The sequence below is a fragment of the Kamptonema formosum PCC 6407 genome (assembly GCF_000332155.1).
Lineage (GTDB): Bacteria > Cyanobacteriota > Cyanobacteriia > Cyanobacteriales > Microcoleaceae > Kamptonema > Kamptonema formosum.
This window is the reverse complement of sequence record NZ_KB235903.1, coordinates 2,464,217-2,478,962: the sequence shown is the minus strand read 5'-3', so window position 1 is coordinate 2,478,962 and position 14,746 is coordinate 2,464,217. Positions and strand designations below refer to the sequence as shown.

General features: G+C 42.4%; 14 protein-coding genes. 7 read left to right on the top strand and 7 right to left on the bottom strand.

The window, feature by feature from the left end; translation table 11 throughout:
• Nucleotides 1-7 precede the first annotated feature (7 nt).
• Together OSCIL6407_RS0115770 and OSCIL6407_RS0115765 are read left to right on the top strand one after the other, a co-directional pair.
• Entirely contained in the window at nt 8-3,121 is a 3,114-nt protein-coding gene (locus OSCIL6407_RS0115770) for an ATP-binding protein (protein WP_007353408.1), read from the top strand.
• Nucleotides 3,122-3,142: 21 nt separating this feature from the next.
• Nucleotides 3,143-4,372, top strand: a complete 1,230-nt coding sequence (locus tag OSCIL6407_RS0115765) for an ATP-binding response regulator (RefSeq protein WP_007353409.1) — start codon at nt 3,143-3,145, stop codon at nt 4,370-4,372.
• A gap of 434 nt (nt 4,373-4,806) precedes the next feature.
• Here the strand turns inward: OSCIL6407_RS0115765 and OSCIL6407_RS0115760 are convergent, their stop codons facing one another.
• Nucleotides 4,807-5,844, bottom strand: coding sequence for an adenosine deaminase (locus OSCIL6407_RS0115760; RefSeq protein ID WP_007353410.1), 1,038 nt, complete (start codon nt 5,842-5,844; stop codon nt 4,807-4,809).
• Nucleotides 5,845-5,964: 120 nt separating this feature from the next.
• Between OSCIL6407_RS0115760 and OSCIL6407_RS0115755 the strand changes: the two genes are divergently transcribed.
• The 4 genes from OSCIL6407_RS0115755 (at nt 5,965) to OSCIL6407_RS0115740 (ending at nt 8,849) form a co-directional block, all read left to right on the top strand.
• Complete coding sequence (locus OSCIL6407_RS0115755; protein WP_007353411.1) at nt 5,965-7,305, top strand: adenylosuccinate synthase; 1,341 nt, start codon at nt 5,965-5,967, stop codon at nt 7,303-7,305.
• 35 nt (nt 7,306-7,340) lie between these two features.
• The gene (locus OSCIL6407_RS0115750) at nt 7,341-7,802 is read left to right on the top strand and encodes a hypothetical protein (RefSeq protein WP_007353412.1); all 462 of its coding nucleotides are present in this window, start codon (nt 7,341-7,343) and stop codon (nt 7,800-7,802) included.
• 11 nt (nt 7,803-7,813) lie between these two features.
• Nucleotides 7,814-8,179: a hypothetical protein gene (locus tag OSCIL6407_RS0115745; protein WP_007353413.1), complete on the top strand. Its 366-nt coding sequence runs from the start codon at nt 7,814-7,816 to the stop codon at nt 8,177-8,179.
• Between the two features lie 64 nt (nt 8,180-8,243).
• Nucleotides 8,244-8,849: a 50S ribosomal protein L25/general stress protein Ctc gene (locus OSCIL6407_RS0115740; protein ID WP_007353414.1), complete on the top strand. Its 606-nt coding sequence runs from the start codon at nt 8,244-8,246 to the stop codon at nt 8,847-8,849.
• A 38-nt stretch (nt 8,850-8,887) separates the two neighbouring features.
• Here OSCIL6407_RS0115740 and OSCIL6407_RS0115735 read toward each other — a convergent pair whose 3' ends face one another.
• The gene (locus OSCIL6407_RS0115735) at nt 8,888-9,898 is read right to left on the bottom strand and encodes an adenosine kinase (protein ID WP_007353415.1); all 1,011 of its coding nucleotides are present in this window, start codon (nt 9,896-9,898) and stop codon (nt 8,888-8,890) included.
• 156 nt (nt 9,899-10,054) lie between these two features.
• On the opposite strand from OSCIL6407_RS0115735, the gene OSCIL6407_RS0115730 reads away from it, so the two are divergent.
• Nucleotides 10,055-11,593: a bifunctional aminoglycoside phosphotransferase/ATP-binding protein gene (locus tag OSCIL6407_RS0115730; RefSeq protein WP_019487412.1), complete on the top strand. Its 1,539-nt coding sequence runs from the start codon at nt 10,055-10,057 to the stop codon at nt 11,591-11,593.
• A 204-nt stretch (nt 11,594-11,797) separates the two neighbouring features.
• Here OSCIL6407_RS0115730 and OSCIL6407_RS0115720 read toward each other — a convergent pair whose 3' ends face one another.
• The 5 genes from OSCIL6407_RS0115720 to OSCIL6407_RS0115700 form a co-directional block, all read right to left on the bottom strand.
• The gene (locus OSCIL6407_RS0115720; RefSeq protein ID WP_234708729.1) at nt 11,798-12,184 is read right to left on the bottom strand and encodes an anthrone oxygenase family protein; all 387 of its coding nucleotides are present in this window, start codon (nt 12,182-12,184) and stop codon (nt 11,798-11,800) included.
• A 191-nt stretch (nt 12,185-12,375) separates the two neighbouring features.
• Entirely contained in the window at nt 12,376-12,774 is a 399-nt protein-coding gene (locus OSCIL6407_RS0115715) for a VOC family protein (RefSeq protein WP_007354647.1), read from the bottom strand.
• A 75-nt stretch (nt 12,775-12,849) separates the two neighbouring features.
• On the bottom strand, nt 12,850-13,251 hold the full coding sequence (locus OSCIL6407_RS0115710) for a VOC family protein (RefSeq protein ID WP_007354648.1): 402 nt from the start codon (nt 13,249-13,251) through the stop codon (nt 12,850-12,852).
• Nucleotides 13,252-13,282: 31 nt separating this feature from the next.
• A complete protein-coding gene (locus tag OSCIL6407_RS0115705) occupies nt 13,283-13,699 on the bottom strand; it encodes an MAPEG family protein (RefSeq protein WP_007354649.1) in 417 nt (138 codons plus the stop codon).
• Between the two features lie 228 nt (nt 13,700-13,927).
• Complete coding sequence (locus OSCIL6407_RS0115700) at nt 13,928-14,590, bottom strand: FMN-dependent NADH-azoreductase (RefSeq protein ID WP_007354650.1); 663 nt, start codon at nt 14,588-14,590, stop codon at nt 13,928-13,930.
• Nucleotides 14,591-14,746 lie beyond the last annotated feature (156 nt).

Genomic DNA, 14,746 nt, shown 5'->3' with positions numbered 1-14,746 from the left:
ACTTACGATGAATAATTCTCAATCAGATATATCTTCCAAACCTCATCTTTCTCGCAGTCTTACCTCTCTGGAAACCTATAGCTTTGGCTTAGCCGGTATTCCTGGCTGGACAGGGGTAGTCTCCAGCATTAATGCGGCAATAGGGCCATTAGCTTTGCTAGTTTGGCTACCAGCAACTTTCATTGGGGTGTTAATTAACTATCAGGTAAAAAGGCTAGGAATAGGCTCGGTAGATATGACTGGGGGTACTCCTAACTATATGGCGAGGTTATTACATCGCTATCCAATTGTGGCTCGTTATGCAGCAATTGGATATTTGTTGAATTGGACTTCCAGTATATCTTTAAATGCGATTATCCTCACCGATCTAGTTAAGTCGAATCTTCAGGTATTTGATATTCAGCTACCAACAATGTTCCTGCGGGTGGGGTTTATGCTCTTGCCTTTTATCTTAGCTTTAAGTGGTACAAGAGCTGTAAGCATCTTGTTATTCTTTTTTATTATGCCGTCTATTGGCCTACTGCTAACATTCAGTTTTCAAGGCATGGGCTGGCTAATTTTATCTCCCGATAGTCCTGGTTTTTTTCCCACAAGTTGGGGTTCATTAAACTTTACAGAATGGGCAAAATGGTTATTTTTTGCCACCTTTGTCACTTATAGTAGTGAGACTGCTTCCTCATTTGTGGCGGATAGTCGTAGCCCAATTCAAACTCTCCGTTTCCTAGATGTTGCTGCTTGGACAGGTGCAGTTATTTTTACCGCTGGGACTTGGGTTGTAATGCGTTTAGCCCCTGGTAATACTTTGGAAGGTGCTAGTGCTAGTGATTCATTTATCAATTTGGTAGGTGCGGCGAAACCCTTTTGGGGGCAATCTGCATCCTTATTTGTTACTTTTTTACTTACTTCTTCTTGTTTACTTACTATTGCTACTGCTGTTTCTAATTGTCCTCGAATACTTTATCAACTTGCACTAGATAAATACCTGGCACCAGTCTTTGGCGTTGTATCTCCACGCGGAGTATTTGGCCCTGCTTTAGCAATGATATTTGGGCTATCAATGTTCTTTCTCATCTGGGGTGATGTTCCCCATATCGTGGTTGTTGGTAATGTTGGCTGGTTTGTGTCTTTCACAGTGCTGCATTTATCTATGTGGTTACAACGCGATAATCCCGGTGTGTTAGCCCCTCGTCTGTCATTAGTAATTTTCTTCGTGGAAGCGATCGTTCTATTTGTAGGTGGTTTAGCTTGGGAATGGCAATACTTTTTGATTGGTTTACTTTCTCCGATGGCAATTTTAGTAATAGATTTTGCGATTCGACGTATTCGACTTCCTATTCTTCGACCAGCTTGGTGGATTGAGCGATATCAGTACAGTGCTGCTGGAACAATGCAAGACTTGTTAATGTTTCAGGTAACAACCATCATTGCCCTGGTATGTGGAGGAGTTCTGATGGGTTGGGCATTTAGATCGGTGCTTAATCAAGGTACAAGCGAACAGCAGAATAACCTAATCCTAGTTCTAGTAATGATTGTGGCATTTGTGGGGGTAGCGATCGCTTGCTGGACAACTTTACCTCAAGTATTTGCTATTGAAGAAGCCCGTCAACAAGCAGAACTTCTAAATCAGGATTTAGAAATTCGAGTTGCAGAGCGCACTGTAGAACTTAAAGAAGCAAAAGAAATTGCCGATAGTGCTAACCGTGCCAAAAGCGAGTTTCTCGCCAACATGAGTCATGAATTGCGTACACCTCTTAATGGTATCTTAGGCTATGCCCAAATTCTCCAGCGGTCAAAAAGCTTGGTAGAATTGGATCAAAAAGGGATCGGCATTATTAACCAATGTGGTACGCATTTACTCACTCTGATCAATGATATTCTCGATTTTTCTAAAATCGAAGCCCGGAAAATGGAAATCTATGCTGCGGATTTTTATTTTCCCTCATTTTTGGAAGCAGTAATTGAAATCTGTCGAATTAAGGCTGAACAAAAAGGGATTGATTTTATAGATCAAACTGAGGGCGTAATACCCCTTGGCATTCATACGGATGAAAAACGATTGCGGCAGGTGTTGATTAACTTACTGGGGAATGCGATTAAGTTTACTGAACAAGGTAGCGTAAAATTTCTGATCAACTCTCGAAAAGTGGAAAGTGAGGATCGGGAAGTAAATTTATATCGTATTCGATTTCAAGTTGAAGATACTGGAGTTGGTATATCCAAGGATCATATTAAAAATATCTTTTTGCCATTTGAGCAGTCTGGTAATATGAAGAAGCAATCAGAAGGGACTGGACTAGGATTAGCTATCAGCAAAAACATTGTTGATATGATGGGCAGTACCTTGGAAGTTGAAAGTGAATTAGGAAAAGGTAGTGTTTTCTGTTTTGAGATAGATTTACCCGAAGCTAAGGAATGGGCAAAAAATACTAAAAGTTCTCAGCAGGGAATTATTACTGGTTTCAAAGGCGATCGGCTAAAAATTTTAGTAGTAGATGACCGTTGGGAAAACCGTTCTGTTATTGTCAATTTACTCAGCCCTATTGGATTTATACTTTTTGAAGCTGAAAATGGTCAAGAAGGACTGGATAAAATTGCTGAGGTTCAACCAAACCTGGTTATTACTGATATTGCTATGCCGATTATGGATGGCCATGAAATGGTTAGAAATTTGCGAAAATTGCCACCATTTGCTAATTTATCAGTGATCGTGTCTTCAGCCAGTGTATTCCAGTCAGATATGCAAAAAAGTATTGATGTTGGAGCTAATGAATTTTTGCCCAAACCTATCCAAGCTGATAGCCTGTTAGAGGCGATCAAAACTCTCCTGAACTTAGAATGGATCTATGAAGAAAAATTACAACCGGAAAGTAAACACGCCTTGACAAACTCTGAAATAGCTGTTGCAGTTCTGCCCCCATCACATGAAGACTTGCTTATACTGTATAATCTTAGTCGTAAGGGATTGATTAAGGATTTACTACAAGAGTTGACGAGAATTGAACAGATAGACAATGAGTTTATACCTTTTGTTCAACATCTGCGCGAATTTGCTAAAGCTTTTAAGCTTAAACAGGTGCGAACATACATAGAAAAATACCTAGCGGAATCTGAGGGTGAATAATGAATAATTCCTGGTGGCTTTATGAGTGAAATTTCAGAAGAACAATCTATTTTGATTGTAGATGATAATCCCAATAACCTAGAAGTTTTAGCCCACATATTGACAGATGTGGGTTATCAAGTTTCGGTTGCTATTGATGGTGAAACTGCGATTGAACAAGTAGAATATCATCAGCCAGAACTAATTTTATTAGATATAATGATGCCTGGTATTGATGGTTTTGAAACTTGTCGGCGATTGAAAGCTAATCCCTTAACCTGCGAAATTCCGATTATTTTTTTAACCGCTTTATCTGATTCAAATAATAAAGTTAATGGATTATCTGTAGGAGCCGTAGATTATATTTCTAAACCCTTCCAAAGTGAAGAAGTGTTAGCAAGAATTAGAATTCATTTAAAATTATATAATTTAACTAGAAAACTAGAACAGCAGAAGCAACTACTAGAAGAAAAAGTTAAATTACGGACTGTGGAATTATTAGCCGCTAAAGAAGCAGCAGAAGCAGCGAATATTGCTAAAAGCCAGTTTCTTGCTAACATGAGCCATGAACTCCGCACCCCCCTGAATGCGATTATCGGCTATAGTGAAATGTTGCAAGAAGAAGCAGAAGATTTAGCTCAAGAAGACTTAATCCCTGACCTGAAAAGAATTCACGGTGCAGGCACACATTTACTGGGTCTAATTAACGACATTCTTGACTTGTCCAAGATTGAATCTGGCAAAGTTGAACTTTACTTGGAAACCGTTAATATCTCACTGTTGATTAGGGAAATCATCATAATGGTTCGACCACTGGTCGAGAAAAATGCTAATGTCTTGGTAGTTGACTGTGCAGACAATCTTGGTTATATGAAAACTGACTTAACTAAGGTACGTCAGAGTTTATTTAATTTGCTTAGTAATGCCTGCAAATTTACAAAGAAAGGTAAAATTACTATTAAGGTAGAAAAAGAGTATCGGAAATCTGGAACGCTCAATGGGGAAGAACACAAATCAGCCATACTCTATATTTTATTTAAGGTAACTGATACTGGCGTTGGGATATCTCCAGAACGAATGGAAAAACTGTTCCAACCATTCACTCAGGCTGATGCTTCAACTACACGAGAGTATGGGGGGACTGGATTAGGGTTAGCAATTACTAAAAAGTTGTCTCGGATTATGGGTGGAGATATCTTCGTTGAAAGTGAGGTTGGTAAGGGCTCTACTTTTACTATTCTATTGCCAGCAGAAGTGCTCCTGCCTAAGTAAAAATACGGTTTATAATTGTAATGTAAACAATCCATTTACAACCTCAAATGGATGAATTTTTATTTTTTTCACTTTTACTTCTTTATCTCATTTAACTGCTGCGGAAGCTGGGCCAAGACATTGGTGTCAACTTAAGGTCAAACCCTCATTCCGACAGGGGTTAAAACCCCTGTCTCAAAGATCAAGTCCTCTGAAGAGGACTAATAAGTTCAGGATTTATGCACCCAACCAAAGAAACCGGGTTTTTTGACGAAAATACTTCGTTATGACCCACAGATTCTCTCAAAAACCCGGTTTCTGGGACGACCTGCGTAAGTCCTAAAGTTTTTCAGTCCTCATTCAGAGGACTTAATTTATAAGAGGGGGACTTAAGTCCCTGGCGGGTTTCAGATGGCAGTTGACACCAAGGAGGCAAATGCCCACCCTATAGACTCCTAGCGAACGACTGCGGGAAGAGGTTCCGGCTTCAACAAACCTGTTAACATATCCTCTGGCCTTTCTTTATAAGGCCAAGCAAAAGCATGGCGAAAAGCCGCATTCTGACAAGCTTGTAATTGCCGAAAATCGATCACATCCAGAGTTAACAAAGTCTCGTATTCAAACGGTAATCGGACATTATGCAAACCTGCATTATCCGTGCAAATAGCAATATCAACACCTGCCTCAAAACAGCGGTCAAATACTACCTTTAATTCCCGCAAATCCGCAAGCGTTCCTGTCTTCAAATAAGTAGTCGGGCAAACTTCCAAACATTGCCCCATTTTTGCTACTTCTGGTAACAATTCTGGATATTTCAAAGGTATCTGAATCCCGTGACCAATTCGCATTAAATATGGTAATAATTCGGGATAGCAGCCTGAAGGTGTTTCGTAGAGATGGCCAGTGGTTTTGATGCCGAGCGATCGCGCATACTGGTACAATCCCACAAACTCATCCAAGCGATCGGCAATACAAGCATCACCACCCGCTACATCAATAGCACAGACATATTCCCCCATACCCGCCGCCAAATCTACGATCGCCTTATTCACCTCAAAAGGCAAACGCGAGTGCATACACAAAATTTGGCTAGTGACAATCGGACAATCGCTAACCCGACTAGCTTTGCCGACAATTTCCACAATCTTCGCCATTAACTCAATTCTCTCAGACATCGGTAAATGCTCCGGTGTCCGCAAATAAGGCGTATAGCGCAATTCTAAATAAGCTAAATTCTCAAAAATATATGCTCCCCGCATCAACCGATAGATAAAATAGGGTAGAGTTTCAGCAGTCTGAACGCTTTCTACCATAGTGTGCAGTTCTAAATACTCATCCAGAGTGTTGCGCGGCTTGGTGTAAAATTGCTCAAACTCAGAATATTCTTCAAATCGACCAGCTATCTCAGCATCGTGACGTTCAAAATACCGCCACAGAATCCGGGGTACTACAGAACCGCCCAGGTGACGGTGCAACTCAGCGTGTAAAGTCATAACTAACTTCCCCTTTATTTTTTCAAGCTTAACAAAATTAACAAAAATTAATTTGACAGCAGCGACACCATCTGTGCATAATTTGAGTTTGTGTCAACTTTAGCGTTTCGTGAGAGACCCTTGGCTAACGTAGTTGTGATCGGTGCCCAATGGGGCGATGAAGGGAAAGGAAAAATTACTGATTTGCTCAGCAAATCCGCAGATGTCGTTGTACGTTACCAAGGGGGCGTAAACGCAGGTCACACCGTTGTCGTAAACGGTCAGACCTTCAAACTGCACTTAATCCCCTCTGGAATTCTCTATCCTGATACGGAATGTATCATCGGCAGTGGGACAGTAATTGACCCGAAGGTTTTAATCGAAGAATTGGATCAGCTAGATGCGCTGAATATCTCATCGCGCAACTTGATGATATCTCAAACCGCCCACGTCACGATGCCTTATCACAGGTTGATTGACCAAGCATCGGAGGAACGGCGCGGGACTCATAAAATTGGGACGACGGGACGGGGAATTGGCCCGACCTACGCTGATAAGTCAGAACGCACGGGAATTCGCATCCTTGACTTGATGGATGCAGTCGGATTGCGGAAGCAGTTACAGTGGACGATTAATTATAAGAACGTCATTCTGGAAAAGCTCTACGATTTGCCGCCCCTTGACCCGGAAGTGGTGATTGAGGAATATTTGGCTTATGCGGAACGGTTGCGTCCCCACGTTGTGGATAGTTCTCTGAAGATTTACGATGCAGTTCAGAAGCGGCGAAATATTCTGTTTGAGGGAGCTCAAGGGACGCTGCTAGATTTGGATCACGGGACTTATCCCTATGTGACTTCTTCTAATCCAGTGGCGGGTGGCGCTTGCGTGGGTGCGGGTGTGGGCCCGACGATGATCGATCGCGTGATCGGGGTAGCGAAAGCGTACACAACGCGGGTGGGAGAGGGGCCTTTTCCTACAGAGATGGTAGATGGAGTGGGACAAGTTTTGTGCGATCGCGGCGCAGAATTCGGGACAACAACTGGCCGTAAACGCCGCTGCGGTTGGTTCGATGCTGTCATTGGCCGTTATGCGGTGCGGATTAATGGTTTAGATTGTCTAGCTATTACCAAGTTAGATGTTTTAGACGAGTTAGAGGAAATTAAAGTTTGCGTTGCTTATGAAATTGATGGCGATCGCATCGAAGATTTTCCTAGTAGTTCTCGAACATTTGCACGGTGCAAGCCTATCTATGAAACCATGCCGGGTTGGAAACAGTCAACGGAGGACTGTCGGACTTTGGCAGATTTGCCTAAAGAAGCTTTGGATTATCTGAAGTTTTTAGCAGAGTTAATGGCAGTACCGATCGCGATCGTCTCTTTGGGAGCAAGTCGCGATCAAACTATCATTGTAGAAGATCCCATTCACGGGCCCAAGCGAGCTTTGTTGTATGCTAATGGCACATCCGTTGGCGTTCAAGGCTAAGACTTTTGCCAGAATAGGAAATTAAAGATCCACTCATGGCTGATGATGCTCCCATAACCGATGAAGATCGGCTGATATACCAGCTAACAATTCACAGAGACTTAGTTGGCTGGGTTATCAGAAAGTTGTCTCAAGCGATGATTCCATCCCAGAGAACCACTGGGAATGACCCCAAAGGAGACATTGCGATCTTAAATCTAAATGATACTTTGCGAGCTCAAGAAATCATCTGCAACATTCACAGTCAATACAATCCCTTAAACCCCAATGAGTCACAATTAACTTTAAATAGAAGAACAATAAATCAACCATACATAGAAATCAAAACTACATACCTTTCTGGAAAAGAGATCGCGGAAATTATTGAGACTGGTACTGTCATCGCAGTTGTGAGTGCAAACAAAATCTCTGGGCCTGGTAAAGCTAAATTTTTTCAAGCGGGTATAGCTTACGCTGAAAATATTCCCTTGAGTGAGTTTATGGATGTTAAGTCTTAGGAGTAATCCCCATGTTTGACATCAGCTTTTATGCAGTAAATGGTGAACCATCTGATTCTGTAAGAATAACAGAATCTATTTACGAATGGTTAGCAAAATCTCAATTTGCAAAAATTGGCATATCTAGAGATACCCAACTGCACTTAGATGGGGAAGATGTGGTTTTACCTGTAGTTGAGTTAAATCAGGATATTCGCCAAAAACTCAGAGACTTTTTTCGTGACGCGATAATTACCGAAAGCGAAACTGTACTTACTAAACTAGGAGATTACCCTTCAAAACAAGAGTATCAACAGGAAACTTACGGCATGAGGAAACTGTTAGAATTACTCAAGTGTGTTGAAAACGAAAATTACCAGTATCTCCAGCGATTCTAATAAATTTGAGATTCAGTAGCATAAATTTGGTAGAATGTCATAGCAAGAAACCAGAATACACAAAATGGAACTCACAGTAGAATGTCAAAAGCGGGCAGAAGGCAGTAAACCCAACGCTCTCCGCCGCTCCGGTTTAATCCCCGCCGTACTCTACGGCCACAGCGGCGCTGAATCCATTGCGCTAACCATCAATGCCAAAACCGTTGAAACTCTGCTCAAAAAGCACGTAGTCAACAATGCTCTAATTCAGCTCAATATTCCTGATATTTCTTGGAGTGGCAAAACCTTGCTGCGGGAAGTGCAAGTTCACCCTTGGAAAGGTCATCCCTATCACCTCAGCTTTTTCTCCGTCGCTACGCAAGACAGTCTTGAAGTAGAAGTAAATCTCCATTTTATCGGAGAAGCGGTCGGCGTTAAAATGGAAGGCGGAATTTTAGACCCCGTACTGACGCAACTCAAACTCAAGTGCAAACCAGACAATATCCCCGAAGCTATTAACGTTGATATTTCCGAGATGCACGTAGGAGATGCTCTGCACATTCACGAACTCCAATTACCAGAGGGAGTCACACCAGTTGGCGAACCCGATCAAGTAGTAGTAAGCGTGTTGATATCTCAAGGTGGAGCTGAAGAAACAACAGAAGAAGCAGCAGCAGCAGCAGCAGTTTAACAGTTAACAGTTAACAGTTAACCGTTAACTGTTAACCGTTAACTACCAATAACTTCCCAAATGCGATCGCGTTGAGATTCCTCTAGACGGGGCCCGTGAACCTCTACCACGCGGGAGGCGAGATAATTCCCCCAGCGTCCCGCCTGTTGAGGACTCAAATTATTAGTAAGTCCGAATAAAACGCCCCCGGCAAAAGCATCTCCAGCTCCCACAGTATCAATAGCTTGGACTGGAAATCCAGCAACTTTAGTAATCTGTTTATTTTCTACCACCAAACAACCATTTGCACTGTCAGTAATAAAAGCCAGATTAACTAATTCCCCCAAATTCTGAGCGCACTTTTCCAAAGATTCCAGCTCAAAAAAGCGGCGCACCTCATCGGCATTGCAAAAAAGTACATCGCAATAATTAGCAATTACCTGCCGAAAATCATCAGCAAATCGATCAACTAAAAAAGCATCGGAAAAAGTAAAAGCAACCTTTACTCCCTTGCGTTTCGAGTGCTCCATTGTCTCAATACTAGCCTTCCGAGGATCGGCCGCATCCCAAAGATAGCCCTCAATATAACTGTACTTTGCACGACTGAGGCGATCTAAATCAATATCAGTAGCAGCCAGAGTCGTAGAAACTCCTAAATGAGTACACATAGTGCGCTCCGCATCGGGAGTCGTCAGCACCACACAAGTACCCGTAGGCCCGCTCAACTCAGGGGCCGGATGCACATTAAACTCAATCCCCGCCGCCAATAAATCTTGTCGATAAAATTCCCCATTTGTATCCTTAGCAACCTTACCCGAATAAAAGCCGCTACCGCCACTCTGAGCCAAAGCAATCATCGTATTTGCCGCCGACCCCCCCGATCGCAGTTGTAGAGAAGTATGCTCTAAATCGTGCAAAATCCCCCCCTGTTTTTCCGCATCCATCAGAGTCATAGAGCCGCGATTCAAAGCATGGTGTTGCACAAAATCATCTTCCACAAATGCCAAAATATCAACTAAGGCATTACCCACGCCAAATACATCCACTGTCGAACCTTGATTTTCCGTCATAACTTAATTTTTGTTTATACTAATTATTAACTATAGCGGTTTTCATTGCAATGACTTTGTAACGCCGCCCTCTGGGCGGTTAATCACCGCCCAGAGGGCGGCGTTACGTAAAGCATACGTAAATCTTATATTTATCAACCCCAACCCAAAATCAAAATGTTAGATGCTTCTCTTCCTCCTCTAATTCAGCAGATGTTACGGTCAGATTTTTATCCTCACTCCGTGACAGAACCAATTGAACTGCTTCAAACTCATATTTCTTTTGTACTGCTAACGGGAGATTTTGCCTACAAACTCAAGAAACCAGTCAACTTTGGTTTTTTAGACTATTCAACTTTAGAAAAACGCCATCATTTTTGCACAGAAGAGTTGCGAATGAACCAGCGGGGAGCGCCAGAACTGTACCTAGAAGTTTTGCCTATATATCATAAAGGTGACAATATTTTCACCCTAGAACCTTTTAGCTTACCAGTGGAATACGTGCTAAAAATGCAGCAATTTTCTCAGGATTTCCTGTTTGTGAATATGTTTGAGCAGGGACGGCTAAATGAAAAACATTTAGAGAGTTTGGGGCGAGATTTGGCGAACTTTCACGCTAGCGCCCAAGTTAGCGACTATATTCGCAAATTTGGGGAAATTCCTCCTATTCGGGAGGTTATTAATAACAATTATCGACTCTCGGAAAAATATATTGGTGGGCCGCAAACTCAAAAACAGTATGACGAAACTAGGCAATATACAGAAGTGTTTTTTAGCGAGAGGCAAAAACTATTTGCTAGCCGCATTCAAAGTAACAAAATTCGTGAGTGTCATGGCGATTTACATTTGAAAAATATAGCTCTGTGGCACGATAAAATCATGTTATTTGATTGCATTGAGTTCAACGAGCCTTTCCGTTTTGTTGATGTTATGTATGACGTAGCTTTTACGGTCATGGATTTGGAAGCGCGGGGGCGTAAAGACTTAGCAAATGCGTTCTTGAATACATATATTGAACAAACTGGAGATTGGGAAGGAATACAAATTTTGCGATTTTATTTGATCCGTCAGGCTTATGTAAGAGCAAACGTAACTGCTTTTTTACTAGACGATCCGGCTGTGCCAATTATTGAGAAAAATCAGGCTGAAGAAACAGCGGCACACTATTATCAACTAGCTTATGATTACACAAAATCTTGCCAAGGACAAATGATTTTGATGTCGGGTTTGTCTGGTTCTGGTAAGAGTACAGTTGCTCGATATTTAGCACGCCATTTTAATGCAATTCACATTCGCTCTGATGCGGTACGAAAACATTTAGGTGGCGTTCCTTTGTATGAGCGTGGTGGGGATGATTTATATTCTAGTGAGATGAATGGCAAGACTTACAGCCGATTGTTGGAATTGGGAATATTACTAGCGAAGGAAGGTTATACAGTTATTTTGGATGCGAAATACGATCGCAATAATTTGAGAATGGACGCTATTAATTGTGCTGAAACTAATAACATTTCTGGGAAAATAATTCACTGTACAGCACCTATTGAAGTGTTGCGATCGCGCCTTCAAAATCGCACGGGGGATATTGCCGATGCAACTGTTGATTTATTGACCTCACAGCAGTTGGCGGCTGAACCTTTCACGGAAATTGAAAAAAGGTATTTGATAACTATAGATACGACTCAGGATTTAGATTTACAAATTGGTAATTGGTAATTGGTAATTGGTAATTGGTAATTGGTAATGGCTAATTGGTAATGGCTAATTGCTAATTACCCATCTCCCCCATCCTCCCCATCTCCCCCATCCTCCCCATCTCCCCCATCTCCCCCATCTCCCCCATCCTCCCCATCTCCCCTATCTTCCCCATCCTCCCCATCTCCCCCATCTCCCTCTCTTTCCCTACCCCCTAGCCCCTAGCTATACACAGAGCGCGATCGTCAGCAATGCCGATGCTGCAAGGGCGGCGATTGTCCTAACGTGGTTCCAGAATGTCCAGTCGGTAAGGTATCTAGCCCATAGATTCGCGCCCTCAGTGCTGTCCGGCGTGACAATCGCCAGCGCATCATTTAGCGGTACATTGAAGGCGATCGTCACGCCTACTGTACCAACGAGATAGAGCAGGCTACCAACGAGCAAGTAAGCAGCGGATTGATGCCATTTTAACAGTGACGAAATAGCCAGAAAGATGCAAGCCGCAGCCGTTCCGAATAGCGCCGTCATAAACAACGGATTAATCGCCGTGATATTGATAGCTTGCATGGCGCTAATACCCTGTGCTGGTTGAAGTCGGGCAAGGGCACTCATCACGAAAGTTGAGAAGGCGAAAAAGACTCCAGCCATCAGCCCGCAGCCTATTGCCGAGACAAGCTTCAATGCAAAAAGCGAGGGATTAGTAATCGCCATAAAACCTCCTATAAATTACTGTCAAACACCCCTTCACTCGCCCTTAGTAACTTCATTGAATTGCATTGTCTCTTCCTATGGCTGAAGTCAGCTTATAGCTGCGGGTTTACTTCAGAAATCCACTGGACGAGTTGAATAATGACACCGTTTGGATCGGCAACCTGAAAGAATCTCTCTCCCCAAGGTTCTGTCTCGATTGGTGTTGCGATCGCCACGCCTTCTGCTTGTAATCGCACGTATTCACCATCAATATCATCCACCACGAACACAACTAACAGACCATCTGCTCGATGTCCGCGCATCTGCGTAGGTTTGAAGCTTTCCAGTCCAGTCCGAAGGAAAATAAGGTTAAAACCAGCGTCCTTTCTGGAGAGGGAAACGAAACCGTCGGCTGACATATCTTCGCTAAAGCCAAAGTGTTGCTTGACGAACGTAGCCGATGCCGTAACATCATCAACATTGAGTGAAATAGCTGAAGCAGTAATCTGCATTATGACTCCTTTATTAGGACAACGGATGGTAAAGATTGTTAACGATCTAAACCATTTTTGTCGAAACTATTACTTCTAATTTATTGTATCTGGCTCCATGTACATAATTTCCCAAATGTGACCATCTAAATCTTGAAATCCATGTCCATACATAAAACCATGATCTTGCGGTTCAGTGTATGTTGTTCCGCCAGCGGCGACTGCCTTGCGAACCATTTCATCAACTTTTTCTCGGCTCTCGGTAGACAAACATACAAGCACTTCTGTGTTTTTTGTTGCATCACAAATTTCTTTCGGCGTGAAGGTCTTGAACTTGTCTTCAGTCAATAACATCACGAATATATCCTCGCCCACAATCATGCAAGTCGCCGTCTCGTCAGTAAATAGGGGATTAAACTGAAAGCCGAGGCTAGTAAAGAAATCCACAGACTTATTGAGATTTTTGACGGGTAGATTCACGAAAATTTTAGTAGTCATATTTTCTCCTTTTTAAGGTTGATTTTCTTAACTAAAAGATTGCCAAAGCAGTCAAAGTAACCAAACAAACTAACTGAATAACTAAGCTTAAGACCCGAAAAATCGGATTAAGTCCAGCTATATGAATCAGGGAATGCACAATCCGAAATATCATGTACACAACAACCAGCAAATCTACCACTGTTCCCGATACGCCGCGAACCGTGAGCAGAAAGACAACACCTATATATAAAGGGAGGTTTTCTACTAAGTTGGACTGTACCCGAAATAGTCGCCAAAGCAAGCTTTCATCATTTTGTATTCCGAACTCTTTGGGAGAGCCACCAGCGGATAAATGGCGAATCCTGACCGTAAGCAGAAGAGCAACGACAGTAATCGTCCACACGATGAAAATTGCTAAACCCCAGAGAGGGAAGGTCATATCGATAGTAGGTATGGGTGCATTCATAGACTTAATTAACTTTCAAAGTACTTAACTTTTAACAACTTACAAACAACCAAAAAATCAATACTATTACTGTAACGTAAACAGGCTAGCAATATTCTTGAGCTATCTGATGTTGTTGTATCATTTTACAACAGATTTTGCATTGATAGGTAATGTCTTGGTGGGAATTGCCGAACATCATTTTTTTCTGACAATTTTAAATCTTTTTGGCAATTCCCCCTACTTATTTTACCGTACTTCACTTGCCTGCAATCTGCTGTAACTTCCCACTAATTGAGCCACTTGAGTACGAGCAGATGCGATCAATTCAGCGAAATTTTTGCCATCAGACTCGTCATTTTCAAAATGGATAAAGCTGATATCGGTGATGCCAATAAATCCAAAAACAGTTCTTAAATACGGGTCTTGATGATTCATCTTCTCATTGCGCTGGCCAGGTTGAAAGCCAGAAGCACCTCGCGCCGTAACGATCAACATTTTCTTACCCAGTACGAGAGGTTTGTAAGGATTTGTAGACTTTTCTGGCGCAAAAGCAAAGGTTCGTCCGGGACGTACAATCTGGTCAATATATGCCTTGAAGGTACTGGGAACGCTAAAATTGTACATGGGAATGCCCATGACATAGAAATCGGCAGCTAAGAATTCATCTATAAGTTCATCGCTAATCCGAATCCCTTCCTGAAGTTGAGGGGTGCGCTCCTCTGGGGGTGTATAGGCCCCTGCAATCCACATTTCATCCACATGGGGAACGGGATTGCGACCGATATCTCGATAGGTGACAAGATCGTTAGGATGAGTTTGTTTCCAAGCTTCAACAAATTCTCGTGTAAGCCTGCGAGAGTGCGATCGCTCACCGCGCGGACTAGAATCAATGTGTAACAAGCGTGCCATAATTTTTCCTAGTAGAACACTATTCCAGTTTAGGAGAAACTCACCCATATTTAGCTATCTAATTCTTGCGCTACTATCACAATCGTGCGGTCAATTTTCTGGGCGATCGGTGAGTGTTATCCTTAAGTGAATACAATCAGATAATCGCGATTTAGT

Bases quoted from the DNA above. Each gene is read 5' to 3' on its own strand.
- OSCIL6407_RS0115765 (WP_007353409.1), top strand. From the start codon at position 3,143: ATGAGTGAAATTTCAGAAGAACAATCTATTTTGATTGTAGATGATAAT.
- OSCIL6407_RS0115760 (WP_007353410.1), bottom strand. From the start codon at position 5,844: ATGACTTTACACGCTGAGTTGCACCGTCACCTGGGCGGTTCTGTAGTA.
- OSCIL6407_RS0115705 (WP_007354649.1), bottom strand. From the start codon at position 13,699: ATGAATGCACCCATACCTACTATCGATATGACCTTCCCTCTCTGGGGT.
- OSCIL6407_RS0115770 (WP_007353408.1), top strand. From the start codon at position 8: ATGAATAATTCTCAATCAGATATATCTTCCAAACCTCATCTTTCTCGC.
- OSCIL6407_RS0115740 (WP_007353414.1), top strand. From the start codon at position 8,244: ATGGAACTCACAGTAGAATGTCAAAAGCGGGCAGAAGGCAGTAAACCC.
- OSCIL6407_RS0115750 (WP_007353412.1), top strand. From the start codon at position 7,341: ATGGCTGATGATGCTCCCATAACCGATGAAGATCGGCTGATATACCAG.
- OSCIL6407_RS0115710 (WP_007354648.1), bottom strand. From the start codon at position 13,251: ATGACTACTAAAATTTTCGTGAATCTACCCGTCAAAAATCTCAATAAG.
- OSCIL6407_RS0115735 (WP_007353415.1), bottom strand. From the start codon at position 9,898: ATGACGGAAAATCAAGGTTCGACAGTGGATGTATTTGGCGTGGGTAAT.
- OSCIL6407_RS0115720 (WP_234708729.1), bottom strand. From the start codon at position 12,184: ATGAGTGCCCTTGCCCGACTTCAACCAGCACAGGGTATTAGCGCCATG.
- OSCIL6407_RS0115715 (WP_007354647.1), bottom strand. From the start codon at position 12,774: ATGCAGATTACTGCTTCAGCTATTTCACTCAATGTTGATGATGTTACG.
- OSCIL6407_RS0115700 (WP_007354650.1), bottom strand. From the start codon at position 14,590: ATGGCACGCTTGTTACACATTGATTCTAGTCCGCGCGGTGAGCGATCG.
- OSCIL6407_RS0115730 (WP_019487412.1), top strand. From the start codon at position 10,055: ATGTTAGATGCTTCTCTTCCTCCTCTAATTCAGCAGATGTTACGGTCA.
- OSCIL6407_RS0115745 (WP_007353413.1), top strand. From the start codon at position 7,814: ATGTTTGACATCAGCTTTTATGCAGTAAATGGTGAACCATCTGATTCT.